General features: G+C 69.3%; 23 protein-coding genes and 1 pseudogene. 15 read left to right on the forward strand and 9 right to left on the reverse strand.

Features of this window, described 5'->3' with window-relative positions:
* Window positions 1–58: 58 nt before the first annotated feature.
* A complete protein-coding gene (locus HDA40_RS26575) occupies window positions 59–424 on the reverse strand; it encodes a S24/S26 family peptidase (protein ID WP_308197838.1) in 366 nt (121 codons plus the stop codon).
* Window positions 425–490: 66 nt separating this feature from the next.
* On the opposite strand from HDA40_RS26575, the gene sodN reads away from it, so the two are divergent.
* Both sodN and HDA40_RS26585 read left to right on the forward strand, forming a co-directional pair.
* Window positions 491–901: a superoxide dismutase, Ni gene (gene sodN / locus HDA40_RS26580; RefSeq protein ID WP_253760438.1), complete on the forward strand. Its 411-nt coding sequence runs from the start codon at window positions 491–493 to the stop codon at window positions 899–901.
* Window positions 902–978: 77 nt separating this feature from the next.
* Window positions 979–1,392: an ATP-binding protein gene (locus HDA40_RS26585; RefSeq protein WP_253760441.1), complete on the forward strand. Its 414-nt coding sequence runs from the start codon at window positions 979–981 to the stop codon at window positions 1,390–1,392.
* A gap of 1 nt (window position 1,393) precedes the next feature.
* Here HDA40_RS26585 and HDA40_RS26590 read toward each other — a convergent pair whose 3' ends face one another.
* Window positions 1,394–1,816, reverse strand: a complete 423-nt coding sequence (locus HDA40_RS26590; protein WP_253760444.1) for a hypothetical protein — start codon at window positions 1,814–1,816, stop codon at window positions 1,394–1,396.
* Window positions 1,817–1,849: 33 nt separating this feature from the next.
* Between HDA40_RS26590 and HDA40_RS26595 the strand changes: the two genes are divergently transcribed.
* Both HDA40_RS26595 and HDA40_RS26600 read left to right on the forward strand, forming a co-directional pair.
* The gene (locus HDA40_RS26595) at window positions 1,850–2,764 is read left to right on the forward strand and encodes a diacylglycerol/lipid kinase family protein (protein WP_253760447.1); all 915 of its coding nucleotides are present in this window, start codon (window positions 1,850–1,852) and stop codon (window positions 2,762–2,764) included.
* 375 nt (window positions 2,765–3,139) lie between these two features.
* Window positions 3,140–3,394, forward strand: a complete 255-nt coding sequence (locus HDA40_RS26600) for a WhiB family transcriptional regulator (RefSeq protein WP_253760449.1) — start codon at window positions 3,140–3,142, stop codon at window positions 3,392–3,394.
* A 249-nt stretch (window positions 3,395–3,643) separates the two neighbouring features.
* Here HDA40_RS26600 and HDA40_RS26605 read toward each other — a convergent pair whose 3' ends face one another.
* From HDA40_RS26605 to HDA40_RS26615, 3 genes are all read right to left on the reverse strand, one after another.
* Entirely contained in the window at window positions 3,644–3,826 is a 183-nt protein-coding gene (locus HDA40_RS26605; RefSeq protein ID WP_253760453.1) for a DUF6104 family protein, read from the reverse strand.
* Entirely contained in the window at window positions 3,826–7,503 is a 3,678-nt protein-coding gene (locus tag HDA40_RS26610) for a multifunctional oxoglutarate decarboxylase/oxoglutarate dehydrogenase thiamine pyrophosphate-binding subunit/dihydrolipoyllysine-residue succinyltransferase subunit (RefSeq protein ID WP_253760456.1), read from the reverse strand. The genes HDA40_RS26605 and HDA40_RS26610 overlap by 1 nt, the downstream gene beginning before the upstream one ends.
* A 143-nt stretch (window positions 7,504–7,646) precedes the next feature.
* Entirely contained in the window at window positions 7,647–8,279 is a 633-nt protein-coding gene (locus HDA40_RS26615) for a hotdog fold domain-containing protein (RefSeq protein WP_253760459.1), read from the reverse strand.
* A 230-nt stretch (window positions 8,280–8,509) separates the two neighbouring features.
* Here HDA40_RS26615 and HDA40_RS26620 point away from each other — a divergent pair.
* From HDA40_RS26620 to HDA40_RS26660, 9 genes and pseudogenes are all read left to right on the forward strand, one after another.
* Window positions 8,510–9,214, forward strand: a pseudogene (locus HDA40_RS26620) (GNAT family N-acetyltransferase); the annotation flags it as partial.
* A 241-nt stretch (window positions 9,215–9,455) separates the two neighbouring features.
* Window positions 9,456–10,295 carry a lysophospholipid acyltransferase family protein gene (locus HDA40_RS26625; protein ID WP_253760460.1) on the forward strand — a complete coding sequence of 280 codons (840 nt, stop codon included), beginning with the start codon at window positions 9,456–9,458 and terminating at the stop codon, window positions 10,293–10,295.
* Between the two features lie 664 nt (window positions 10,296–10,959).
* Complete coding sequence (locus tag HDA40_RS26630; protein WP_253760462.1) at window positions 10,960–11,748, forward strand: DUF4097 family beta strand repeat-containing protein; 789 nt, start codon at window positions 10,960–10,962, stop codon at window positions 11,746–11,748.
* 3 nt (window positions 11,749–11,751) lie between these two features.
* Complete coding sequence (locus tag HDA40_RS26635; protein WP_253760464.1) at window positions 11,752–12,336, forward strand: PadR family transcriptional regulator; 585 nt, start codon at window positions 11,752–11,754, stop codon at window positions 12,334–12,336.
* Window positions 12,337–12,422: 86 nt separating this feature from the next.
* Window positions 12,423–13,121: a response regulator transcription factor gene (locus tag HDA40_RS26640; protein WP_253760466.1), complete on the forward strand. Its 699-nt coding sequence runs from the start codon at window positions 12,423–12,425 to the stop codon at window positions 13,119–13,121.
* Window positions 13,122–13,140: 19 nt separating this feature from the next.
* Window positions 13,141–14,685, forward strand: coding sequence for a sensor histidine kinase (locus HDA40_RS26645; RefSeq protein ID WP_253760467.1), 1,545 nt, complete (start codon window positions 13,141–13,143; stop codon window positions 14,683–14,685).
* Window positions 14,686–14,763: 78 nt separating this feature from the next.
* The gene (locus HDA40_RS26650; protein WP_253760469.1) at window positions 14,764–16,182 is read left to right on the forward strand and encodes a S1C family serine protease; all 1,419 of its coding nucleotides are present in this window, start codon (window positions 14,764–14,766) and stop codon (window positions 16,180–16,182) included.
* A 222-nt stretch (window positions 16,183–16,404) separates the two neighbouring features.
* Window positions 16,405–19,041 (forward strand): chitinase C-terminal domain-containing protein, encoded by a 2,637-nt coding sequence (locus HDA40_RS26655; protein ID WP_253760470.1) that lies wholly within the window; start codon window positions 16,405–16,407, stop codon window positions 19,039–19,041.
* A 112-nt stretch (window positions 19,042–19,153) separates the two neighbouring features.
* Window positions 19,154–20,353 (forward strand): ABC transporter ATP-binding protein, encoded by a 1,200-nt coding sequence (locus HDA40_RS26660; RefSeq protein ID WP_253760472.1) that lies wholly within the window; start codon window positions 19,154–19,156, stop codon window positions 20,351–20,353.
* A 14-nt stretch (window positions 20,354–20,367) separates the two neighbouring features.
* Here the strand turns inward: HDA40_RS26660 and HDA40_RS26665 are convergent, their stop codons facing one another.
* Both HDA40_RS26665 and HDA40_RS26670 read right to left on the reverse strand, forming a co-directional pair.
* Window positions 20,368–21,102: a molybdate ABC transporter substrate-binding protein gene (locus HDA40_RS26665; RefSeq protein WP_253760474.1), complete on the reverse strand. Its 735-nt coding sequence runs from the start codon at window positions 21,100–21,102 to the stop codon at window positions 20,368–20,370.
* Window positions 21,099–21,488, reverse strand: coding sequence for a TOBE domain-containing protein (locus HDA40_RS26670; RefSeq protein ID WP_253760475.1), 390 nt, complete (start codon window positions 21,486–21,488; stop codon window positions 21,099–21,101). Before HDA40_RS26670 ends, HDA40_RS26665 begins: the two co-directional genes overlap by 4 nt.
* A gap of 59 nt (window positions 21,489–21,547) precedes the next feature.
* Here HDA40_RS26670 and HDA40_RS26675 point away from each other — a divergent pair, with 59 nt between their 5' ends.
* A complete protein-coding gene (locus HDA40_RS26675; RefSeq protein ID WP_253760477.1) occupies window positions 21,548–22,375 on the forward strand; it encodes a patatin-like phospholipase family protein in 828 nt (275 codons plus the stop codon).
* Here the strand turns inward: HDA40_RS26675 and HDA40_RS26680 are convergent.
* Window positions 22,356–22,949: an HdeD family acid-resistance protein gene (locus HDA40_RS26680; RefSeq protein ID WP_253760479.1), complete on the reverse strand. Its 594-nt coding sequence runs from the start codon at window positions 22,947–22,949 to the stop codon at window positions 22,356–22,358. The genes HDA40_RS26675 and HDA40_RS26680 overlap by 20 nt on opposite strands.
* A 63-nt stretch (window positions 22,950–23,012) precedes the next feature.
* On the opposite strand from HDA40_RS26680, the gene HDA40_RS26685 reads away from it, so the two are divergent.
* The gene (locus HDA40_RS26685; protein WP_253760482.1) at window positions 23,013–23,375 is read left to right on the forward strand and encodes a hypothetical protein; all 363 of its coding nucleotides are present in this window, start codon (window positions 23,013–23,015) and stop codon (window positions 23,373–23,375) included.
* Here HDA40_RS26685 and HDA40_RS26690 read toward each other — a convergent pair.
* Window positions 23,362–24,348, reverse strand: coding sequence for a helix-turn-helix domain-containing protein (locus tag HDA40_RS26690; RefSeq protein ID WP_253760485.1), 987 nt, complete (start codon window positions 24,346–24,348; stop codon window positions 23,362–23,364). The two genes, HDA40_RS26685 and HDA40_RS26690, sit on opposite strands and share 14 nt — an antisense overlap.
* Window positions 24,349–24,360 lie beyond the last annotated feature (12 nt).

Here is a 24,360-nt window from a genome sequence, read left to right on the forward strand (position 1 = left end):
GGTCGGGCGATCCGGAGGGGACAGACCGACATTCTGCCTAGAACATGGACATGTTAGTTCATTCGGGCATTTCATCCCTCGATGGGCGGCCGTGGACCCATCCCGGGCGAGGCCAATACCGGGCGAACACCCGGGCCTCGACCAGGGCGATCCCGTACGCGCGCGAGTCGTCGGCCACGAAGTCGTTGTCCCCCTGGATCCACCAGCCGTCGCCCTGGCGGCGTACGGCCCGTTTGACGACGAGGCCGATGTCGGGGCGCGCCGGGAAGCGGGCGATCACCACGTCGCCGGGGCGTACGCCGCGCCCGCCGCGCCGGGCCAGAACGGCGTCGCCGGACCGAAGCGTGGGGGTCATCGAGGGGCCGAATACCCGTACCGGCCACCAGCCGAACACGCCACCCACCGCCTTCCGTCGTGTTTGAATCCGAGAGTAGGGTCAGGATTGCTAAGGATTGCTACGCAAGCTGCACAGACCTATCTGGAGGATCTCATGCGTTTCCGCATGCCGCGTTTCCTCACGCCGGCCACCGTCGCCAGTGCGCACTGCGACCTGCCGTGCGGCGTGTACGACCCGGCCCAGGCCCGCATCGAGGCGGAGTCCGTCAAGGCGATCTGCGAGAAGTACCAGGCCAACACCGATCCGGAGTTCCGGACCCGGGCGCTGATCATCAAGGAGCAGCGCGCCGAACTGGTGAAGCACCACCTGTGGGTGCTGTGGACCGACTACTTCAAGGCTCCGCACTTCGAGAAGTACCCGCAGCTGCACCAGCTCTTCAACGAGGCCACCAAGCTGGCCGGGGCGAGCGGCGCGAAGGGCTCGGCCGACCCGGCCACCGCCGAGCAGCTCCTGGCGAAGATCGAGGAGATCTCGAAGATCTTCTGGGAGACCAAGCAGGCCTGATCGACAGCGGAAGCGGGTGGCCGTGGGATACACGGCCACCCGCTTTCGGCTAAAGTCCCTCCCCGGGGGGAGGCTCCTTGTCATCGAGCGACTCATTCGACGAGGCGAACGTCGAAGACGACGACATCGTCACCCTTGTGGTGCCCGCCGACGGCGGCTACCTGAGCGTGTTGCGCACGGCTACGGCCGGTCTCGCCGCGCGCCTGCACTACACCCTGGAGCGCATCGAAGACCTGCGGATCGCGGTCGACGAAGCGTGCGCGATGCTGCTGGTCATCACCCCGCCCGACGCCGAACTGCGCTGCCGGTTCGAGATCGGGCCGGAGCAGCTGACCATCTCGATCGCCGCGCCGGTCAAGGACGGTGCGCGGCTGCCGAGCCCGACGAGCTGGCCCTGGCACGTGCTGACCTCGCTGACCTCTCAGGCGTCCGCCGAGCTGACGGCGAACGAGGCCGTCATCCGGATGGTCAGCCAGCGCCCGCGCGGCTGAGTCAGAGGGAGAAGCCGGCTTCGCCGACGGCCCGGTTGGTCGGCGGCGCCACCAGCATCGCGATCGTCGCCAGGCAGATCAGCCCGACGATCACCCCGAGCCAGGCGAGCTCGCCGACGATCATGTAGTACGCCGGGGCGAGGAAGGTCAGGTTCAGCGCCACGGCGATGTCCCGGGCCCAGCGGCGGTACCGGGCGACCGACCGGGCCAGCAGCACCAGCAGCGCCCCGATCACGACGGCGGTGCCGGTGACGGCCCACGCCAGGCGCTGGCTCGCCCCGCCCACGGTGAGGTCCTCGTAGACCAGGAAGATCGTGATCGCGGCGGCGGCGACCGCTTGTGCCGACAGCAGCACGACCGCGCCCCGCACGGTCGGCGGCGTCGCGGTGGGCGTACCCATGTCTGTGACGGCCGGTGTGGTCATGGCCTCAAGCGTAGGCCCGGTAGATTGCGCCCCATGCGGGCCCTCCTCATCGTGAACCCGAAGGCGACGACCACCAGCGCGCGCAGCCGCGACGTGCTGGCCGGTGCGCTGCGCAGCGAGCTGGACCTCGAGCTGGGCTACACCCGGCGGCGGGGGCACGCCGGGCACCTGGCGCGGCAGGCTGCCGAGGACGGCCTGGAGCTGGTCGTGGCGCTCGGCGGCGACGGCACGGTGAACGAGGTGGTCAACGGCCTGATGGCCGGGCCCGCCGAGACCCGGCCGGCGCTCGCGGTGGTGCCCGGCGGGTCCACCAACGTCTTCGTACGCGCTCTGGGGCTGCCGAAGGAATGGTCCGAGGCGACTGGCGTACTGCTGCAAGCGCTCCGAGAGGGCCGCAGCCGGACGATCGGGCTCGGGCTGGCCGATGATCGGTACTTCACCTTCTGCGCCGGTCTGGGGCTCGATGCGGCGGTCACCCGACGGGTGGAACGTGCGCGGCGCAAGGGGCGCCGTTCGACGCCGGGGCTGTACCTGCGGTCGACGCTCGGGGAGTACTTCTTCGAGCGGCATCCGGCCGAGCTGACCTTGGAGCTGCCGGACGATCCGGACGAAGAGCGGCTCGCCTCGATCATCGTGCAGAACACCGCGCCGTGGACGTTCCTGGGGGACCGGCCGGTGCATCCCAGTCCCGACGCCTCGTTCGATCTCGGCTTGGACGTGATGGCGCTGCGAGTGCTGCACGTTCCGTCGACCATGCGTACCGTGGCACAGATACTCGCCACCGACGGCGAGCCGCGCGGCCGTCAGGTCCTCCGTCATCACGACCTTGCCGCGTTCACCGTCACTTCCAGTACGCCACAGGCGTTTCAACTTGACGGGGACTACCTCGGGGAACGTGAGCAAGTTCGGTTCGCCGCGGTGCCGGAAGCACTTCGCGTGATCTGCTGACGGACACAACGGCCCAAATGAACATTCGTGTCAGTCCACACATATGACACGAGTCGGAAATACTAGTAATGCGACGCGGAGAGTACTACATTCACAGATGACTGTCGTGCGCGGGGGGTCAGGGTAACTCCCGGTGATCCGGACAAATGGGTCGTGAGCTTGCTCACCCGACCGGTTTTTTTCGCATCACCCCCCTTGACATGGCGGGAGTTCGTGAAAGTATTCACAAGCGTACGAGTCAAGCGCTCGCTGCCTGCTCACCGCTCACGGATTCGGTAACTGACCGTCACTGACTGTCATGTTTAACCACCCCGTGTCTGCGGGACGCAAACAGGGATACACACACCCACTTCAGGAACAAGGAGTGTTGCCGCCATGGACTGGCGCCACCGTGCGATCTGCCGCGACGAGGACCCCGAGCTGTTCTTCCCCATTGGGACGTCTGGCCCGGCAGTGCTTCAAGTCGAGCAGGCGAAGGCGGTCTGCCGGCGGTGTCCCGTGACCGACCAGTGCCTCTCCTGGGCAATGGACTCGGGCCAGGACGCCGGCGTCTGGGGCGGGATGAGCGAAGAGGAGCGGCGCGCTCTGAAGCGCCGCGGTGGGCTGCGCGTACGCGCCAGCGCCCTCTGAGCGGAGCACCCGCCGAAACCGCGAACTGACGACGCCCCGGGAACTCTCCCGGGGCGTTCGCCTGTCCTGGGTCTGGCCGCACTCCCTGCGGAAGGCGGGCACGCATTCCCTGCGGAAGGCGGGCGCGCATTCCCTGCGGATCACGGTTACGCAGGCCAAACCGGCCGGCTGACGCATGCACAACCGTGATCTGCACGTCTTACGCGAAAGGGCCCGGCGGAATGCCGGACCCTTTCGTATCAAGATCGCTCAGAGCGAGTCGTCGTCCTCGTCGTACCGCGCCAGGTAGGTCGCCAGCCGCTCGACGGCGGTCTCGAACTCCGGGTTGGCGTCGACGAAGTCCCGCAGCCGCTCGGCGAGCCACTCGACGCTCACCTGCTCGTCGCCTCGCCGTTCGACCAGTTCTTCGATGCCGCGGTCGGTGAAGTACATCAGGCCGCCTTCGGCAGCGCCGCTTCCAGCAGCGCGGCCTGCTCGACGTCGTGCATCTTCGTGGAGCCCACCGCCGGGGCGGCCGCCGCCGGACGCGAGATCCGCCGCAGGCTCACCCCGTCGAGGTGCTCCAGCAGGTTCAGCGCGACGAACGACCAGGCGCCCTGGTTGGCCGGCTCCTCCTGGACCCAGGCGAAGTCGACCGCGCTCGGGTACTTGGCCAGTTCCGCCTTGACCTCGTCGACGGGCAGCGGGTAGAGCTGCTCCAGCCGGACGATCGCGGTGTCGGTGATGCCGCGCTCGGCCCGCGCCTGGATCAGGTCGTAGTAGACCTTGCCCGAGCAGAACAACACCCGCCGCACCGCCTCCGGCCGGATGTCTCCGGTCTCGCCGATGACGGGCTGGAACGTGCCGGTGGTGAAGTCGGCGACCTGCGAGACGCAGAGCTTGTTGCGCAGCAGCGACTTCGGCGTGAAGGCGACCAGCGGCTTGCGCTTGGGCGACAGCGCCTGGCGGCGCAACGCGTGGAAGTAGTTCGCCGGAGTCGAGGCGATGACCACTCGCATGTTGTCCTCGGCGCACATCTGGAGGAACCGCTCGGGACGGCCCGAGGTGTGGTCCGGCCCCTGGCCCTCGTGGCCGTGCGGCAGCAGCAGCGCGACCGAGGACTTCTGGCCCCACTTGGCCTCGCCCGAGGAGACGAACTCGTCGATCACCGACTGGGCGCCGTTGACGAAGTCGCCGAACTGCGCCTCCCACATGACCAGCGCGTCCGGGTTCTCCACCGAGTAGCCGTACTCGAAGCCCATGGCCGCGTACTCGGAGAGGAGAGAGTCGTGGACGTAGAGCTTCGCGTCTTCCTGTGCGACCCGGGTGATCGGCAGGTAGTCCTCGCCGCCGTGCGAGTCCACCACCGCGGCGTGGCGCTGCACGAAGGTGCCCCGGCGGGAGTCCTGCCCGGCCAGGCGTACGGTGACGCCCTGGTTCAGCAGCGAGCCGAAGGCCAGGATCTCGCCGAACGCCCAGTCGATGTCGCCGGCGACCGACATCTTCGCCCGCCGCTCCAGCAGTTGCTGCACCCGCTTGTGCGGCACCAGTCCCTCGGGGAGGGTGGTGTGCGCCTCGCCGATCGCCGCGACGACCTCGGCGCTGACCGCGGTCGCCACCAGCGGCTCCGGCTGCACCTCCCGGGAGCGGCTGGGCCGGGCCGACGAGGTGGTCTGCGCGTCGCGGGTGGCCTTGAAGACCGTCTCCAGCTGGTTCTGGTAGTCCCGCAGGGCCTCCTCGGCCTCGTCGACGGTGATGTCGCCGCGGCCGATCAGCTCCTCGGTGTACAGCTTCCGGACCGAGCGCTTCGCGTCGATGATCTGGTACATCAGCGGGTTGGTCATCGACGGGTCGTCGCCCTCGTTGTGCCCGCGACGGCGGTAGCACACGAGATCGATGACGACGTCCTTGCGGAACGCCTCGCGATATTCGAAGGCGAGCCGGGCCACCCGGACGACGGCCTCGGGGTCGTCGCCGTTCACGTGGAAGATCGGAGCCTGGATCATCCGGGCGACGTCGGTGCTGTAGAGCGAGGACCGGCTGTACTCCGGGGCGGTGGTGAAGCCGACCTGGTTGTTGACGACGATGTGGACGGTCCCGCCGGTGCGGTAGCCCCGCAGCTGCGACAGGTTCAGCGTCTCGGCCACCACGCCCTGACCGGCGAACGCGGCGTCGCCGTGCACCAGGACCGGCAGCACGGTGAAGCCCTCGTTGCCCAGGTCGAGGCGGTCCTGCTTGGCCCGGACGATGCCCTCCAGCACCGGGTCGACCGTCTCCAGGTGCGACGGGTTGGCCGTCACCGAGACGGTGATCCCGTGCTGGCCGTCGGGCGACGTGAACTTCCCGGTCATGCCCAGGTGGTACTTCACGTCGCCGGAGCCTTGCGTGGTCTTCGGGTCGATGAAGCCCTCGAACTCGTTGAAGATCTTCTCGTACGGCTTGCCGACGATGTTGGCGAGCACGTTCAACCGGCCACGGTGGGCCATGCCGATGACGACCTCGTCCAGGCCGCCCTCGGAGGACGCCTGCAGGATCTCGTCGAGCAGCGGGATCAGCGACTCGCCGCCCTCCAGCGAGAACCGCTTCTGGCCGACGTACTTGGTGGCCAGGAAGGTCTCGAAGGCCTCGGCGGCGTTCAGCCGGTTGAGGACATGCGCCTGCTCTTCCTTGCTCGGCTTGGCGTACTTGCGCTCGACCCGGGCGGCGATCCAGTTGCGCTCCTCGGGACTCTGGATGTGCATGTACTCCACGCCGGTGCGCCGGCAGTAGGAGTCCCGCAGCACACCCAGGACGTCGCGCAGCTTCAACTTGTCCTTGCCGGCGAAGCCGCCGACGGCGAACGTCCGGTCCAGGTCCCACAGGGTCAGGCCGTGCTCGCGGATGTCGAGGTCCGGGTGACGGCGGATCTCGTACTCCAGCGGGTTGGTGTCGGCCATCAGGTGACCGCGTACGCGGTACTCCCGGATCAGCTCGATGACCCGGGCGGCCTTGTCGATCTGGCCCTCGGAGGTGTGCGCGATGTCCCGGACCCAACGGACCGGCTCGTACGGGATGCGCAGCGAGGTGAAGATCTCGTTGTAGAAGTCGTCGCCGATCAGCAGCTCGTGCATGACCTTGAGGAACTCGCCGGACTGCGCGCCCTGGATGATCCGGTGGTCATAGGTGCTGGTCAAGGTGATGATCTTGCTGACTGCCAGGTCGGCCAGCTGAGCGTCGCTCATCCCGGAGAACGGGGCCGGGTACTCCATCGCGCCGACGCCGATGATGGTGCCCTGCCCGGCCATCAGCCGGGGCTGCGAGTGGACGGTGCCGATGCCGCCCGGATTGGTCAGCGAGATCGTGGTGCCGGCGTAGTCCTCCATGGTCAGTTCGTTGCGGCGGGCCCGGCGGACGATGTCCTCGTAGGCCTGCCAGAACTGCCGGAAGTCCAGCCGCTCACAACCCTTGATGCTCGGCACGACCAGGTTCCGCGAGCCGTCCGGCTTCTGCAGGTCGATCGCGATGCCCAGGTTCACCTGCGGCGGCACGACCATCGTCGGCTTGCCGTTCGTCTCGGCGTACGAGTTGTTCATCTCGGGGTGCGTGGCCAGTGCCTTGATCAGCGCGTACCCGATGAGATGCGTGAAGGAGACCTTGCCGCCACGGCCGCGGGCGAGCGCGTTGTTGATGACGATGCGGTTGTCCGCGAGGAGCTTGGCCGGTACCGCGCGCACGCTGGTCGCGGTCGGCACGGTCAGCGACTGGTCCATGTTCTGGACGATCTTCGCGGCCACGCCCCGCAGCGGGACCACCGTGGCTTCCTTCTTCTCCGCTACGCCGGGAGCCGCGACCGGCGCGGGGGCGGCCGGCTTCGCCGCCGGAGCGGGGCTGGCCGCCTTCGGCGCTGCCGGAGCCGGCTTGGCCGCGGCTGGCGCCGCGGCCGGAGGTGCCGCCGGAGCAGGCGCGGCCTTCTTCTCCACAGACGAGGTGGCAGCGGGCGCACCTGGCTTGTAGTCGGCGAAGAAGTCGTGCCAAGCGGGATCCACGCTCGCCGGATCGGTCAAATACCGCTGGTACATGTCCTCGACGATCCACTCGTTGGGACCGAAGTCTGCCAGTGGGTTTTCCTGCGAGCTGTGTTGCGTCGACACGGTCGCTCTCGCCCTCTTCCACGCGGGTTGGTAGGGAAATCAGAAGTCGGCTTACAAGGCTACGCGCTGCCCTAGCGGACGTTCACCCGGAGGTCAACGGGTGTCGCGGTTCACACGGTGAGCCAGGTCGCCTCGGTCGGGGTTCACACAGTGAGCCAGGTCGCCTCGGCCGAGGCGAGCAGGGTCCGGTCCGGCGCGAACAGTCCGGTACGCACGAATCCCTTCCGGCCGGTTGTGCCAGTGCATTCGCCGACGATCACACAGTGGTCACCTGGTTCCGGCAGCGCATCGATCGCGACGGTGATCCGGCCGAGCACGTACGGGCGGCCCGGGGCGATGATCGCCCAGCCGCCGGGGCAGTCGAGGGCGGCCCAGACTGTCGGAACCTCGACGGCGTCCGGAACGGACCACCGAGCAGCCGTACGCCCATCGGGCAGGCGGCCGGGGAAGATCCGCAACCCGTCCGCGTTCTCCGGTCCACAGACATAGCAGCCGGGGAACGGATGATCCTCGAAACCCGCGTACGCCCCGGCTTCGGCGGGATCGCCCCACTCGGGGGCGGACGGTGGCGTGCCCGGCGTCGCCGTGGCGATCAGGCGATCGCCGTCCAGCAGCGATCCGTCCGGGCTGACTTCGAGGGGCGTGTCCAGCGGCGGCGGCTGCCGCAGGGTCACCGTCACAGGTCCGCTGATCCCCAGACTGGCGGCAAGCATTCCGGCGGTGTATCCGCCGTTGCCGGAGGTGGGCGGGCCGTTGAAGCGCGCTGCGACGATCACCGCCTGAGCCTGCCACACCCGCACACCCGCCGCGTGGGTTGGCGCGTGGTCAGCGCTGGATCACGGCTCCAAGTCGAATCTCGGCCCATGATTCGACCCACATCCCTGATCCAGTCCCAGAGCGACGGCAGTGCCCCCGCGTACAGGGCGCGTTCAGCGTTCATCCGGATGTCACGCCGGCGGGGTCACATCGAAACGTCTGCGCAGTTCCCGGCCCTTACACAGAGGTCATGACACAGATCCTCACCGTCGCGCCGACCGGATATTCGGCGCTGATCGCGACCGACGCCGCGACCGTCGAGGCCGCGCAGCGGTTGCGGTACCGGGTGTTCGCCGAGGAGTGCGGTGCGACCCTCCACTCCACGACGCCCGGTCTCGACGTCGACGAGTTCGACGCGTACTGCGATCACCTCGTGGTGCGGCACGACCGCAGCGGCGAGGTGGTCGGCACCTACCGGCTGCTCCCGCCGCAGCGCGCGGTCTGGCTCGGCCGCCGGTACAGCGAGACCGAGTTCGACATGAGCCGGCTGATCGTCCTGCGCGACCGTCTGGTCGAGGCGGGCCGGTCGTGTGTCGACCCCCAGCACCGCACCGGCGCGGTGATCAACCTGATGTGGGCGGGGATCGCCCGATACCTCACCGCCAACAAGTACACCTGGCTCGGCGGCTGCGCCTCCGTCCCGATCGCCGACGCCCCGGCCGTCCGCGAGGCGGTCCAGAAGCACCTGTCCCCGCCGCAGCTGCGGGTCGAGCCGCGCGTACCGATTCCGGCCGCCGAGGTTCCCGTCGGCCGTGCGAACATCCCGCCGCTGCTCAAGGGCTACCTCCGGCTGGGCGCCTGGGTCTGCGGCGAGCCCGCGTACGACCCGGACTTCGAGGTCGCCGATTTCTACGTGCTGCTCAGCCTGGACCGCGTCGACCCGCGGTACCTCAAGCGTACCTCAAGCACTTCCTCGGCGGAGCCGAGGACCAGCGGCTCAGCCTCGGCGGAGCCGGGGACCAGCGGCTCAGCCTCGGCGGAGCCGAGGACCAGCGGCTCAGCCTCGGCGCAGCCGAGGACCAGCGGCTCAGCCTCGGCGCAGCCGGGGACCAGCGGCTCAGTTTGGGGGAATGATGAGCTTCTGGCGTCCTGAGGCCGACTGTGGGCCGCATTGCCTGCCTTCGGGCACCCCGCAAGTGAGCTTCTTCCGCTACGCCGGTCGACTGGTGGGCGCGGCCGGCGTACTGGCCTTCGCGGCGGTGGCCCCGGCCCGGCCCGCGGTGGTCCAGGCAGTGGCCCGGGCACTGCTCAAGGTCCTCGGTCTCGATCTGCGCGTACGCGGAAAGCACCGCCCAGGTCTGCTGGTCGCGAACCATGTGTCCTGGGTGGACATCGTCGTCCTGATGGCGCTGAACGGCGGGACGCGCCTGGTCGCCAAGAAGGAGGTCGGCGGCTGGCCGGTCATCGGGCGGCTCGCCCGGCGGCAGCGGGCCGTTTTCGTCGACCGGGCGCAGCCGCGCGGGCTGCCGGCGACGGTCGCCGAGGCGGCCGAAGGGCTGCGGGAGGGCGCGACTGTCGCCGTGTTCCCGGAGGCGACCACGACCTGCGGAGCCTGCCGGGTGCCGATGCGGTCGGCGTTCTTCCAGGCGGCGATCGACGCCGGCACGCCGGTGACCCCGCTGACCTTGACCTTCGCCGTCGCGGGGAAGCGCAGCACGGCAGCGGCCTTCGTCGGCGACGACACCCTGATCGCCTCGGTACGCCGCCTCGCCCGCACAAAGGGCCTGACGCTCACCGTCTCGGCCGCCGCGCCGCTGTTCCCGGAGCCGGGAGCGGACCGCCGGGCGCTGGCCCGAGCCGCCGCCGCGACGATCGCCGCCACCCCGATCCTCACCCGCCTCCCCCGCCCCACCCCCTCTCCCCGCCCCACCTCCTCCCCCCGCCCCACCTCCTCCCCCCGCCCCACCCCACTCTTTCCGCGCGATCATGAACTAACGGTCGTGATCGACCGGCGTGTCGTGTCCGCAGCGCCCTGATCGATCCCGCAATTTCATGATCAACGCGGGCGGGGTGATGGCCCTGCCGTGCCGGCGTACGCCGTGAGGCTGCGCCGGCCGCATCCATGATCAAGTGCCCGTGGTCAGAGATCGCTGAGCACTTCTGAAGATCAAGTGCTGCCGGTATGCGAAATCCGGGCCTCCAGCGCAAACCACGGGAACTTGATCGCCGAATCGGGCCGCGAATCGCAGATGCAGGGCACTTGATCCAACCTCGGTCCGAGCCGGATGCGCGGCCCCACGGCGGCGGCTGCGCAGTCCCTTTGTGGCTTCTGAAAGCTCCTGGGGTTGTGCAGTGCCTCGCGGTGCCGTCGCGTTCCGTCTGCGCGGTGCGTCCGCGTCTTGTGTCTGCGCCACGCCTCCATGCGTGGCCTCGGCGCGGAGCCTCCGTGCGTTGCACTGCCTCTGTGCGGGCACCTTTGCGGCCCTCCTCGGTGCCTCGTTGATCATGAAGCTGGGGGATCGATCAGGGCGCCGGGGACACGACGCGCCGGTCGATCACGACCGATAGTTCATGATCGCGCGGAAAGGGCGGGGGCGGGGCGGGGGCGGGGCGGGGGAGGGGCGGGGAGGTGGCAGGGAGAGTCGCGATATATCGCGAGTTGGGTTAGGGTGGCCGTGGGTGCGGCGAAGGGTGGCCAGGGTGGCGCAGTGGACGGTGCAGGATCCACAACGGATTCAGCTGGACGGCGAGGTCGACCGCATCGACGTCAACCTCGTCATGGGCAAGATCAGCATCGTCGGCGTACCGGGTGCGGCGCGGATGGAGGTCAAGTCCGTCGGCAAGAAGCCGGTGGATGTCGTGCACGACGGCCGTCGGCTCAAGATCTCGCACGGCTGGCGGAAGCGGTGGCCGTTCTACTGGTGGCTGTTCCATCGTCAGTACAACTGTGAAATCACCGTGGCGGTGCCGCCCGAGGTGGTCGCCTCGGTGACCGTCGTGTCCGGCCGCGTGTCGGTGGCGGGCCTGTTGACCAGCACCGACGTCGACGTCACGTCGGGCCGGGTGAGCCTGCTGGGGCTGGCCGGGCGGACGCAGGCCAAGCTGGTCTCCGGTCCGGTCGAGGCGCTCGGCGTGGCGGGTGAACTGGTGATGGAGGCCGTGTCGGGCTCGCTGACGCTTGCCCAGTCGGGGGCGGATCGCGTACAGGCGACGACGGTTTCCGGGTCGATCACCTGTGACCTTGATTCGACGACGCCGGCCGACGTCCGGCTGAACACGACGTCGGGGTCGATCACCATTCGCATTCCCGCCGAGGCGGATCTCGACGTCCGGCTGGATACGACGGCGGGCTCGATCACCACGGTGTTCCCGCTGGACCGGCAGGGCAAGCATTGGGCGGGCAGCGCCCGGGGGCGGCTCGGCACCGGCAGCGGGCGGCTGAGCGCCACGACGACGAGCGGCAGCATCGCCCTCCTGGCGGGGGAGTGACGGATGCCGCCGATCTTCTCGCACGGCCGGCTGCGGCTCTACCTGCTCAAGCTGCTCGAGGACGGGCCGAAGCACGGCTACGAGCTGATGCGCCTGCTGCAGGAACGATTCCAGGGCCTGTACGCACCCAGCGCCGGGTCCATCTATCCCCGGCTGGCGAAGCTGGAGGAGGAGGGCCTGGTCAGCCGGGTCGCCGAGGGCAACCGGATGGCGTACACGCTGACCGGGGCCGGCCGGGCCGAGCTGGACCAGCGGGCCGGCGAGATCGCGGTGATCGACCGGGAGATCCAGTCGTCGGTGGACGACCTGTCCGGGCTGGCAGATCAGATCCAAGCCCAGATCAGCGGCGGGCTGAAGGACATCCGGCGGCAGTTGCAGGAGCAGACCCGGCAGGTGAAGTCGGGCGTACGCGTGACGCCGAAGCGGGAGTCCGCGCCGGAGAACGAGGCGCTGCTGCGCAAGCTTGACGAGTTCGCCGCCGAGGCGCGTACGCTCATCACCCGGGCGCGGCCGGTGACCGCTCAGGCGAAGGCGGTGACGGCCACCCTCGACGCGACCCTGCGAACCCTCCGCGAGCTGCTGCGATAACGGCGTACAGCGGGTTCTCAGATTCTTACAGATTCCTCTCAGCCAAAGCGCAGGCACCGCGCAGCGTTCCTGGGTTCAATGGGGTCATGAACTCCGCCCAGGTCGAGGCCAAGCTGCTCGTCGTCGAGGATGACCCCAACATCGTGGAACTGCTCAGCGCGAGCCTGCGGTTCGCCGGGTTCGAGGTGCGTACGGCCACCAGCGGCAGCGCCGGCGTCACGGCGTTCAAGGAGGCGCGACCGGACCTGGTGGTGCTCGACGTCATGCTGCCCGACCTCGACGGGTTCGAGGTGATCCGGCAGATGCGCTCGGACGGCGTGCGTACGCCGGTGGTGTTCCTGACCGCCCGCGACGCGACGGAGGACAAGGTACGCGGTCTGACCCTGGGCGGCGACGACTACGTGACCAAGCCGTTCAGCCTGGAGGAGTTGACCGCGCGCATCCGTGCCGTGCTCCGGCGTACGGCGGGCGAGCCGGCATCGCCGAAGCTGACCTTCGCCGACCTCTCCCTTGACGAGGAGACGCACGAGGTCTACCGGGGCGGCAAGCTCATCCAGCTCTCGCCGACCGAGTTCAAGCTGCTGCGTTACCTGATGCTCAACCCGAACCGCGTGCTGTCCAAGGCGCAGATTCTCGACCACGTCTGGAACTACGACTTCCGGGGCGACGACAACATCGTCGAGTCCTACATCTCGTACCTGCGGCGCAAGATCGACACGGTGCAGCCGCGGCTCATCCAGACGTTGCGGGGCGTCGGTTACGTCCTGCGTAAGCCCGCGATGTGATCGGGCCCGTGACCCTTCCATGAAATTCGCCGCCGGGCTGCGCCACCCCATCCGCACCAAGCCGTTGCGCGTCAAGCTCATGGCGACGGTGCTCGCCTTGCTCGTCGTCGCGATGTCGCTGATCGCGGTGGCCAGCGTGACGGCGTTGCGCCGCTATCTCATGGCCGATCTGGACAACGGGCTGGTCACACAGTCCGACGCCGCCGCCGAGCGGTTCAACAAGCAGGGTGGCAAGCAGAGCCTGCCGCCGTCGCTGTACGGCACGACGTCGTCCCCCAGTGGCGGCTGGTTGCCGCCGGACAATATCTCCGACTACTACAGCGACGCCGACCTGCCGATGCTGCCCAGCGTGAGCGAGGTCCAGAAGAAGGAGATGCGCGAGCCGTTCACGGTCAGCTCGAAGGGCACGGCCAAGCGCTGGCGGGTGGTCGCGACGAAGCTCGACAACGGGCAGATCCAGCTGATCGCGCAGTCGCAGTACGACATCGATCACGCGGTGCAGCGGTTGATCACGATCAACCTCTTCGGCGGGATCTCCGTCCTGCTGTTCGCCGCCACGATCGGGGCGGAGCTGATCCGGCGGAGTATGCGGCCGCTGTCGCAGATCGAGAAGACGGCCAGCGCCATCGCCGCCGGCGACCTGTCGCAGCGCGTACCAGATCCAGAGCCGGAGAATCCGCGGCCGGTGACCGAGGTGGGCTCGTTGGCCCGCTCCCTGAACACCATGCTCGCGCAGATCGAGACCGCGTTCACCGCGCAGGCCGCGTCCGAGGCGGCCGCGCGGGCGGCCGAGCAGAGCGCGCGGCATTCCGAGGAGCGGATGCGGCGGTTCGTCGCGGACGCCTCGCATGAGCTGCGCACGCCGCTGACCACGATCCGGGGCTTCGCGGAGCTGTACCGCCAGGGCGCGGTGAGCACGCGGGAGCAGACCGCCGAGGTGGTGCAGCGGATCGAGAACGAGGCCTCGCGGATGGGCCTGCTCGTGGAGGATCTGCTGCTGCTCGCGCGGCTCGATCGCGAGCGGCCCCTCAAGCTCACGCCGGTCGAGCTGCGCGTCCTCGCCGCCGAGGCGGTCGAGGCCGCGCGGGTGGTCGCGCCCGATCGTCAGGTGACGCTGTCCACGGCGCCCGATTCCGGGCATCTAGTGGTACGCGGAGACGACGCGCGGTTGCGGCAGGTGATCGGAAATCTGCTGAGCAATGCTTTGACCCACACTCCGGCGGGTACGCCGGTGATCGTGCGGCTGGCCAGCGACCCGACCGATGGGCCGACCGGGACGGCGATCGTGGAGATCCACGACCGTGGTCCGGGCCTGACGCCTGAGCAGCAGGACCGGGTCTTCGAGCGGTTCTACCGAGCCGATCCGGCCCGGACCCGCCGCGCGGACGGGACGGTCAGCACCGGCCTGGGCCTCGCCATCGTGGCTGCCCTGGTCGCCGCGCACGAGGGTGTCGTGGAGGTGGTGTCGCAGCCCGGCGTCGGGGCGACGTTCCGCGTACGCCTTCCGCTAGTCGAAACCGACGACACGGGGCATGAAGAGGATGAAACCGAACAAGACTCGTAAAGTGCATCAGACAGGTTCACAGTTGAGTTTCAGCTTCGGCCAAGATGAACGTAAGAAATATCCGGAAGAATCATTGACATGAGCGACCCGCAGAGCAACTCCGAGCCGGCTGACCGGCAGAACCCGAACCCGTTCGCCGCCGACGCGTCGGCTGAGCGCCCGGCGCAGCCGGGGAGCCTCTTGGGCGAGCCGCAGGAAGTGCGGTCAGCCGAGCAGCCCTCTGCGGACCAGGCCGCGTCGGTCCCACCGGCCGCCGCGCCCGCAGGGCAACCGGCTTACCCGCCACCTACGTACGGCAACTACCAGACCGCGCCGCAGCCGGCTGTCGTCGGCGCGCCGCCGGTCTCCGGTACGCCGGCCGGCTCGTACGGCCCCGACCCGCTGCGACGGGAGGGCGCGCCGACGAGTGGTCCGATGTGGATGCCGCCCGGCTCGAACCTGCCGCCGGGCTCGCCGTTCAGCGCCTCGCCGCCGCCGTCGAAGTCGCGCCCGTTCCTGAAGGTCGTGGCCGGCTTGGCCGCGGCCGGGGTGATCGCGGTCTGCTCGGCGGTCGCCGGTGGCGTCGTCGGCGCGGCCGTGGTCGACAAGAACCCGGTCAGCACCACGACGGTCAACGCCGCGCCGGCGATCGACCGCTCCTCGCTGGCCGACATCGCGGCGAACGTGACGCCGAGCGTGGTCGCCATCAAGACCAGCTCCGGCGAGGGTTCCGGCGTGGTGTTCACCGCCGACGGCTACATCGTGACGAACAACCACGTCGTCGCGACCGCCTCCGGGAACACCGTGACGGTCAGCTTCTCCGACGGCACCAAGACCACCGGCACCATCGTCGGCACCGACGCCCGGTACGACCTGGCCGTGGTCAAGGTGAACAAGACCGGCCTGACGGCGGCGAAGTTCGGCAAGTCCGGCGACGTCCGGGTGGGCGACACCGTGCTGGCCATCGGCAGCCCACTGGGCCTGGAGGGCTCGGTCACCGAGGGCATCATCAGCGCCAAGGACCGCACCATCACGGTGCAGAACTCGACGATGTCCGGTCTGCTGCAGACCGACGCCCCCATCAACCCGGGCAACTCGGGCGGTGCGCTGGTCAACACCAACGGCGAGGTCGTCGGGATCAACTCGTCGATCGCGACCGACGGTTCCAGCGAGGGCAACATCGGCATCGGCTTCGCGATCTCCAGCGACCGGGTGTCGGCGGTGGCCAACCAGCTCATCAAGGGCGAGAAGGTCAACCACCCGTACCTGGGCGTGAAGGCTTCCGACAACGAGTCGGGCGGAGCCAAGCTGACCGAGGTCGTCGCTGGCGGCGCGGCCGAGAAGGCCGGGCTGAAGGCGGGCGACGTGGTCACCAAGTTCGGTGAGTCCGTCGTGAACGACGCCGACGATCTGGTGAACGCCGTCGGTTCGCACAACCCGGGCGAGCAGATCACTGTGGCCTACACACGGGACGGAGCCACTAAGACGACAACCGTGACGCTGGGTTCGACGTCTTAACATCAAGCGCCGCGTCACGAGCGCGGTTCGCACAGCGCGTTACTCCTCCTCCCCATGTGGCGGCGGGTGACGGCAGGGCCGAGGGGGTTGGCCCGCCGTCACCCGCCGCTCTCTCTTGTCCATATCTGAGAACGTCTCTTGCGTGACCGGGGCCACAGCGTGTCTACTCTTAGCAAAGTTTGCTAACAGTTAATCGCTGCTGGCTCCCCAGGAGGCCTCCTCATGCGTAGAAGACCCCTGTTCCACCTGCTCACGGCGCTGGCGACGGGGGTGGCCGCGACCGGCCTCGCCCTCGCGGCCGTGGGCACCGCGCACTCCGCCACCGACCACGCCGCCTGTCGTCCGGACGGCCTCTACACCACGCCCGGGGTGGCCGTGCCGTACTGCGCGGCGTACGACACCAACGGGCGCGAAGCGATGGGCACCGACCACCCACGCCGCATCATCGGCTACTTCACCGGCTGGCGGACGGGCAAGGACGGGACGCCGGCGTACCTGGTCAACCAGATCCCGTGGACGAAGATCACCCACATCAACTACGCCTTCGCGCACGTCGACGGGACGAACAAGATCTCTGTCGGCACGCCGACCGCGGCCAACAACGCCGCGACCAACATGACCTGGCCGGGTGTGGCCGGAGCCGAGATGGACTCCAGCTACTCCTACACCGGTCACTTCAACCTGCTGAACAAGTACAAGAAGGCCAACCCGAACGTGAAGACGCTGATCAGCGTCGGGGGTTGGGCCGAGACCGGCGGGTACTTCGACGACAACGGCAACCGCGTCGACTCCGGCGGCTTCTACCGGATGACGACCAACGCGGACGGGTCGATCAACACCGCCGGCATCACGACCTTCGCCGACTCGGTCGTCACCTTCCTGCGGGCTTACGGCTTCAACGGCGTCGACATCGACTACGAGTACCCGACGTCCAACAACGACGCGGGCAACCCGCTCGACTTCTCGCAGGCCAACGCGCGGCGAGCCGGGCTGAACAAGTCGTACCAGACGCTGATGAAGACGCTGCGGGAGAAGCTCGACAACGCGGCGGCGGCCGACGGCAAGTACTACATGCTCACCGTCGCGGCGCCCGCCTCGGGCTGGCTGCTGCGCGGCGAGGAGGCGTACCAGACCACGCAGTACCTGGACTACATCAACATCATGTCCTACGACCTGCACGGCGCGTGGAACAAGTTCGTCGGCCCGAACGCGGCGCTCTACGACAACGGCGACGACGGCGAGCTGGCGGCGGCCGGGGTCTACGGGGCCTACCAGAACATCGGGTATCTCAACACCGACTGGGCGTACCACTACTTCCGCGGAGCGGTCCAATCAGGACGGATCAACATCGGCGTCCCGTACTACACCCGGGGCTTCCGAAACGTCACCGGGGGCACCAACGGACTGTGGGGAACGGCGGCGAAGACGGCCAACTGCCCGGCCGGCACGCAGAGCCCCTGCGGTGACGGCGCGGTCGGCATCGACAATCTCTGGCACGACCTCGACACCAGCGGCAACGAGGAACCGGCCGGCTCCAACCCGATGTGGCACGCGAAGAATCTGGAGCACGGGATCACCGGGGATTACCTCACGGCGTACGGGCTGACCCCGGCGACCGACCCCGACGACACCATCACCGGCACCTACGCCCGCAACTACTCGACGGCTCTCGTCGCGCCCTGGCTGTGGAACAACACGAAGAAGGTCTTCCTGTCGACCGAGGACGAGCAGTCCATCGGCACCAAGGCGGACTACATCGTGAACAAGGGCATCGGCGGCATGATGATCTGGGAACTCGCCGGCGACTACGCGTACGACTCGGCCAAGGGCGAGTACTTCATGGGCAACACCCTGACCAACCTCGCCTACGACAAGTTCAAGACGGCGTCGGCGTACGGGGCGGCCCGGGCCACCTCCGCGATGCCGACGACCACGCTGGACGTCGACGTGTCGCTGACCGGGTTCGCCCTCGGCGACGCGAACTACCCGATCAACCCCGAGGTCGTCCTCAAGAACAACTCGACGGTGACCATCGCGGGCGGTTCGAAGCTGGAGTTCGACTACGGCACCTCCGCGCCGGGCAACATGTCGCAGCAGTCCGGCTGGAGCATGTCGGTGACAGCCGGGCATACCGGCAGCAACATCGGCGGACTGAAGGGCGACTTCCACCACGCCACCGTGACGATCCCGAGTTACCTCTCGATCGCACCGGGCGCGTCGGCGGAGTTCACCTTGAACTACGTCTTGCCGATCGCGTCGCCGTCGAACTACAAGCTGACGATCGGCACCACCACGTACGCCCTGAGCGTCGACCGGGCCCGGGGCGGGACGACCGCCTCGCCGACGGCCACCACCTCGGTCAGCCCGACGACGAGCACGAGCGCCAGTGCCAGCCCGTCGACCTCGACCGGCACGTGCACCGCACCGGCGTGGGTCGCGACGCAGGCGTACAACGGCGGGGCGGTGGTCTCCTACAACGGCCACAAGTACACCGCCAAGTGGTGGACGCAGGGCAACCAGCCGGACCTGAACACCGGGGACGGCAAGCCGTGGACGGACAACGGGGCCTGCTCAGGCGGTACCACGTCGCCGTCCCCGTCGGTGTCCGTGTCGCCTTCGGCGTCGGTGTCACCGTCCACTTCGCCGTCCACGTCGCCCAGCGCGTCGGCGTCGGCCTCGCCCAGCGCGAGCGTCTCGCCGACGGCGACCGGCAGCTACCCGGCCTGGACGGCGGGAACGCTCTACACCGCGGGCGCCCGGGTGACCTACGGTGGCAAGACCTATCAATGCCGGCAGACGCACACCGCGCTCGTCGGCTGGGAGCCGCCCAACGTCCCGGCGCTCTGGCAGGCCGTCTAGTCACGGTCGGCGAACAGTTGCGGCCCGGGTGCGAAGTCCACTTGCACCCGGGCCGTCGCCGGTTCACGATGTTGCTGCGTTAATAGTCCGGCAATCAGACGGTGAGCGGGCTGTGATCGAGACTCGGGAGCTGACCAAGGCCTACGGGCGCCGCGTCGTGGTGGACGCGGTGTCGATGGCGGTCGGCCCCGGGGAGTTCATGGTCGTGTTAGGACCGTCGGGTTGCGGCAAGTCGACCATTCTGCGGATGATCGCCGGGCTGGAGGACCCCACCAGCGGTGAGGTCGTCCTCGACAACCGCGTCGCCAACCAGCTGTCCGCCCGTGATCGCGGCGTGGCCATGGTCTTCCAGGACTTCGCGCTCTACCCGCACCTGACCGCCCGCGAGAACATCGCGATGCCGCTGCGGATCGCGCACGCGGGCGCCCGGTCGCTGGCCGACGACATGCGCCGGGTGGAGCAGGTCGCGGGCTACTTCGGGGTGGCCGACCTGCTCGACCGCAAGCCGGGTCAGCTCTCGGGCGGCCAGCGGCAGCGCGTCGCGGTGGCTCGGGCCATCGTCCGAGACCCCCGGGCCTTCCTCCTCGACGAGCCGCTGTCGCAAGTGGATGCTCACCTGCGCCAGCAGCTGCGGCGGGAGATCGCCCGGCTGGCCCGCCGGCTGCGGGTCACCACCCTCTACGTCACGCACGACCAGCAGGAGGCGCTGGCCCTCGCCGACCGGATCGTGGTGCTCGAAAGCGGCCGCGTACGCCAGATCGGCACGCCGCAGGAGATCAGCTCCGATCCCGCCGACGTCTTCGTGGCCGGGTTCGTCGGGGCGGCCCGGACGACCCTGGTGCAGGGCGCGGTCTACACCGATCGCCGGGGCAGCTCCGTGCTGGATCTCGGGGAGCAGGCGCTGAACTCCGATCGCGTACTCCCGGGGCGTCACACGGACCGGGTCGTCGTCGCGCTGCGGACGGACGCGTTGCGGCCGGTGCCGGTGGACGCCGAAGGTCCGGTGCTTCGAGGCACGGTGTCGTTCGTCGAGGATCTCGGCGCCGAGTTGCTCGTCCACGTCGCGACCGGTCTGGTCGGCGTGCCCGCCGCGTACGCCTCGCCCGACGCCCAGCGCTCGGGCGGCCGGGTGGCGCCGCACCAGCGTAGGCCGCTGGACGATCTCGAAGAGCCCTTCGGTGAGCTGGTCGTCCGCGCTCCGGCCGGAACCCGGCCACGAGTGGGCGAGGCGTTCGCGGTGGAGGTCGACCTCGACCGCGTCTTCCTCTTCGACCGCAGCGGCGGCCGCATCCGCGTCGAGGCCGAAGCCTAGGGCCGCCGACCGGGTCAGGACTGGGTGAAGCCGAGGTCGGTGAACTGCGTACGCCCCTCGGCGCCGGTGAGCAGGTCGACGAAGGCGGTGGCGCCGGCCGGATTCGGGCTGCCGGACAGCGTGGTGGCCTGGAACTCCTGGGCCGTCTCGGCGGCTTCGGGGAAGTCGACGGAGTCGACCTGGCCGATGGCTGCGAGCGCGTCGGTCCGGTAGACCAGCGCCGCGTCGACATCGCCGAGGGTCAGCCGGTCCAGGGCCTCCTTGATGTCGGCGACCTCGACCGGCTTGGCCAGCTTCACCGAGGCCTGGCTGAGCGCCTGCTGGGACGCCGTCCCGCAGGGCACCGCCGCCTGGCACACGGCCACCTTCACGGCGGCGAGGTCGGCCAGCTTCGCGATCTTCAGCGGGTTGGCCGGGCCGACCGCGATGACGAGCTGCGTACGCCCCAGCGACTTCGGCGTGACCTTGGGGACGGTGGCGACGGTGGCGGCCGGGGCGACCAGCACGTCGACCGCGGACAGCTGCGACGTGGCGCGTTTACCGGCGGCGTACCCGATCACCACGTCGGTGCCGGGATGGGCCCGCTCGAAGGTGGTTTCCAGGGACTGCAGGATCGGCGCGAGCGCGGGATCGGCGACGACCGTGATCTTGCCGCCGTTGTCCCGGTCCGGCGTGGGCGGCTTACCGCATCCGACGACCAGGCCCGCAGTGGCCAGGAGCGCGGTGATCACCGCGACCGCCCGCCTCATGCGCGTTCCACCACGACGGTCGTCGACTTGACCACGGCGACCGCCAGCGAACCGACCTCGAGGCCCAGTTCGTCGACGGCCTCCCGGCTCATCAAGGAGACCACCCGGAACGGGCCGGCCTGGATGTCCACCTGCGCCATCACCGAGTCCTTCACGATCGACGTCACGATGCCCCGCAAGCGGTTGCGGGCTGACGACTGTCCCGCGCGTTCGTCCGGGTCGCCGCCGAGCGACCGGGCGAACTCCGCCAGGCTCCGGCCGGGGATCATCCGGTGCCCCTGGGGGTCGCGAGTCGCCGGGAGGCGACCGCCGTCGACCCAGCGGCGTACCGTGTCAGCGCTCACGCCGAGCAGCTCGGCCGCCTCGCCGATGCGGAAGTCGGTCACGTCGGGCGACTCTACCGGGCTCACCTTTGTGCCGCTCACCTGCGTGTACGGTGATCTTTATGGGATGCACGGCGTTCGTCCTGGGCGGTGGTGGGGTGCTGGGCGCGGTCGAGGTCGGCATGCTGCGCGCCCTGGCCCGCGCCGGGATCGCGCCGGACCTGATCGTCGCCACCTCCATCGGCGCGATCAACGGCGCGATGGTGGCGGCCGATCCCACTCCCACGGTCACAGACCAACTGGTACGCCTCTGGGCGGCGCCCGAGATGGGCGAGGTGTACGGGGAGTCCATTCCCCGGCAACTTCGCCGGTTCGCCACGCGTACGCATCTGCACTCGCCGCTGCCGTTGCGGCGGCTGCTGGAGAAGGCGTTGCCGGGCAAGTTCGGGGAGTTGCGCGTACCGCTGCATCTGGGCGCGGTGAGCATCGAACGGGCCGCCGAGTCCTGGTTCTCGACGGGTCCGCTGCTGCCGGCCGTGATGGCGGCGGCGGCCGTTCCGGGCCTGCTGCCTCCGGTGGACCTCGACGGCGAGCATTACGTCGACGGCGGGATCGTGAACTCGCTGCCGATCGCGCAGGCGGTCGAACTGGGCGCACAGGACATCTACGCCCTGCATGTGGGCCGGCTGGACAAGCGGCTCTCGCCGCCGCAGCGGCCGTGGGAGGTCGCGCAGACGGCGATGGAGATCGGCCGGCGTGCTCGGCTCGCCCGGGATCTCGCGTCCGTGCCGGAGGGGGTCTCGGTGCACGTCCTGCCGGTGGGGGAGGGCAACGACCGGGACGACAACCCGTGGGCGTACCGAGACGCGGCGGGGCTGCGCCGGCGGGTCAGCGCCGCGTACGCGGCCAGCCGGGACTACCTCGCCGAGCTCAGAAACCCTCCTCGATGACGTGGTACGCCGGGTCGTTGTCGGCCGCCTTGGCCGCCTTGCCGGCCTGCCAGGCGATGTAGAGCTGCACGAAGCCGATCACGATCAGCCAGATCGCGGTGATCCAGACCAGCACGATCAGGGTGATGCCCGGCCAGAACAGCACGACGACACCGAGGGCCACGTTGATCAGGCCGAGCAGGATCGCGCCGAGCTTGGCGCCGCGTCCGCGTACGCGGGTGAAGCCGGAGACGATTTCGGAGATCCCGCTGAAGATCCAGATCAGGCCGATGAGCAACGCGATGAACTTCAGCGACGCGTGCAGGTTGGCCAGCACCACGATGCCCGCGATGACGTAGATGACGCCGGCGAGGGCGCTGAAACCCCGGCTGGCCCCGCCGAGTTCCCGGCCGGTGGCCGCGTCGGCGAGCCGGACGATGCCGAGGACGACGAGCCATATGCCGAGCAGCGCGGCCAGCACGAGCAGGGTGCGGTCCGGCCAGATGAGCAGCACGATGCCCAGCAGGATGGCGACGACTCCGCCGATGAGGCTCAGCTGCCGCCAGGTGGACAGGACGGCGCTGCGTTCGTTCATAAGGCGAAGATATATCGCTGAATTCCCGCTAAGCGGACAATCCGCAGTATTTACCATTTCGGGATGGAGTCGGTCGAGTTCGTGGTCCTCGAGTTCACCGATCCCCAGCCGGGCGTGGACTTCGCCGCCCGGCTGCGCCGGATCGCCTCCGAGCAGGGTTTCCAGGTCGTGGACGTGCTCGTCGTGGCCAAGGCGCTCACCGGCGAGGTCACTCTGCTCGAAGAGCCCGGCGCCGAATTGATCCGCGACGTCGACGTCGACGACGTGGTCGCCGAGGTGGTGCCCGGCACCAGCGCCGCCCTGCTGCTGCTCGCCCACTCCTGGCGCGTCGGTACGCGTACCGCTCTGCGCGAGGCGGGTGGCCGCGTGGTGCTCGCCGAACGGCTGCCCGCGTCCGCCGCCGACCACCTCGTCAGCGGCGCGTGAAGGCCCGCCGGTACGCCGACGGCGACGTCCGCATGGAGCGCCCGAAGTGGTGTCGGAAGGTCACCGGGCTGTCGAACCCCACCGCCGCCGAGACCTGCTCGATCGGGGCGTCGCCGATCTCCAGCAACGGCAGGCTGGCCTGCACGCGGCGATCGATCAGCCACCGGATCGGGGTGGTGCCCGTCTGCCGGGAGAAGTTGCGCAGGAAACTGCGCTCGGACATGCGCGCCCGCTGCGCCATCACGCCGACCGTGATCGGCTCGGCGAGGTGGTCCAGCGACCAGGCCATCGCGCGGGCGATCCCGTCGTCGTCGGTCACGTCACGGACGCCGACCTCGATGAACTGGGCCTGCCCGCCGTCGCGGTGCGGGGGCAGCACCAGCCGCCGGGCGACCGTGTTGGCCACGGCGGCCCCATGATCGCGGCGGACGATGTGCAGCAGGAGATCCAGTCCGGCCGCGCTGCCGGCGCTGGTCAGCACCGGGCCGTTGTCCACATAGAGCACATCCGGGGTGACCTCGATCTCCGGATATCGCTGCGCCAATAGTCCGGCGTACCGCCAGTGGGTGGTGGCTCGCCGTCCATCTAGGACACCGGCACCGGCGAGGGCGAAGGCGCCCGAGCAGATCGACACGAGCCGGGCGCCCCGTGCGTACGCCGAGCGCAGGGCGGCGGTGAGTGCCGGCGACGGCTCTGTGCGTACGTCTGGGACACCCGGAATGATCACGGTGTCGGCGGCGGCCAGCGTGTCGAGACCATGCGCGGCGAGGATGCTGAAACCCCCCACGACCGGGAGCGGGGCCGCCTGCTCGGCGCAGACGGCGAGCTCGTACCAGTCGATGTCGAGTTCGGGCCGCGGCAGGCCGAAGACCTCGACCACGCAGCTCAGCTCGAACGGCGCCATCCCCGCGAAAGCCAAGACGGCGACCTGGTGCCGGGGCCGGTCGTCAGGTGGGGCCAGCTCGATCAGCATGGCGTAATGTTA

This window comes from Hamadaea flava, assembly GCF_024172085.1.
In the GTDB taxonomy this organism is placed as follows: domain Bacteria; phylum Actinomycetota; class Actinomycetes; order Mycobacteriales; family Micromonosporaceae; genus Hamadaea; species Hamadaea flava.

What these genes read in the sequence shown, in the direction of transcription:
- HDA40_RS26675 (WP_253760477.1), top strand. Translation starts at nt 21,548, where the DNA reads ATGGGATGCACGGCGTTCGTCCTGGGCGGTGGTGGGGTGCTGGGCGCG.
- HDA40_RS26680 (WP_253760479.1), bottom strand. Translation starts at nt 22,949, where the DNA reads ATGAACGAACGCAGCGCCGTCCTGTCCACCTGGCGGCAGCTGAGCCTC.
- HDA40_RS26605 (WP_253760453.1), bottom strand. Translation starts at nt 3,826, where the DNA reads ATGTACTTCACCGACCGCGGCATCGAAGAACTGGTCGAACGGCGAGGC.
- sodN (WP_253760438.1), top strand. Translation starts at nt 491, where the DNA reads ATGCGTTTCCGCATGCCGCGTTTCCTCACGCCGGCCACCGTCGCCAGT.
- HDA40_RS26645 (WP_253760467.1), top strand. Translation starts at nt 13,141, where the DNA reads ATGAAATTCGCCGCCGGGCTGCGCCACCCCATCCGCACCAAGCCGTTG.
- HDA40_RS26595 (WP_253760447.1), top strand. Translation starts at nt 1,850, where the DNA reads ATGCGGGCCCTCCTCATCGTGAACCCGAAGGCGACGACCACCAGCGCG.
- HDA40_RS26600 (WP_253760449.1), top strand. Translation starts at nt 3,140, where the DNA reads ATGGACTGGCGCCACCGTGCGATCTGCCGCGACGAGGACCCCGAGCTG.
- HDA40_RS26690 (WP_253760485.1), bottom strand. Translation starts at nt 24,348, where the DNA reads ATGCTGATCGAGCTGGCCCCACCTGACGACCGGCCCCGGCACCAGGTC.
- HDA40_RS26665 (WP_253760474.1), bottom strand. Translation starts at nt 21,102, where the DNA reads ATGAGGCGGGCGGTCGCGGTGATCACCGCGCTCCTGGCCACTGCGGGC.
- HDA40_RS26590 (WP_253760444.1), bottom strand. Translation starts at nt 1,816, where the DNA reads ATGACCACACCGGCCGTCACAGACATGGGTACGCCCACCGCGACGCCG.
- HDA40_RS26635 (WP_253760464.1), top strand. Translation starts at nt 11,752, where the DNA reads ATGCCGCCGATCTTCTCGCACGGCCGGCTGCGGCTCTACCTGCTCAAG.
- HDA40_RS26655 (WP_253760470.1), top strand. Translation starts at nt 16,405, where the DNA reads ATGCGTAGAAGACCCCTGTTCCACCTGCTCACGGCGCTGGCGACGGGG.
- HDA40_RS26685 (WP_253760482.1), top strand. Translation starts at nt 23,013, where the DNA reads ATGGAGTCGGTCGAGTTCGTGGTCCTCGAGTTCACCGATCCCCAGCCG.
- HDA40_RS26640 (WP_253760466.1), top strand. Translation starts at nt 12,423, where the DNA reads ATGAACTCCGCCCAGGTCGAGGCCAAGCTGCTCGTCGTCGAGGATGAC.
- HDA40_RS26650 (WP_253760469.1), top strand. Translation starts at nt 14,764, where the DNA reads ATGAGCGACCCGCAGAGCAACTCCGAGCCGGCTGACCGGCAGAACCCG.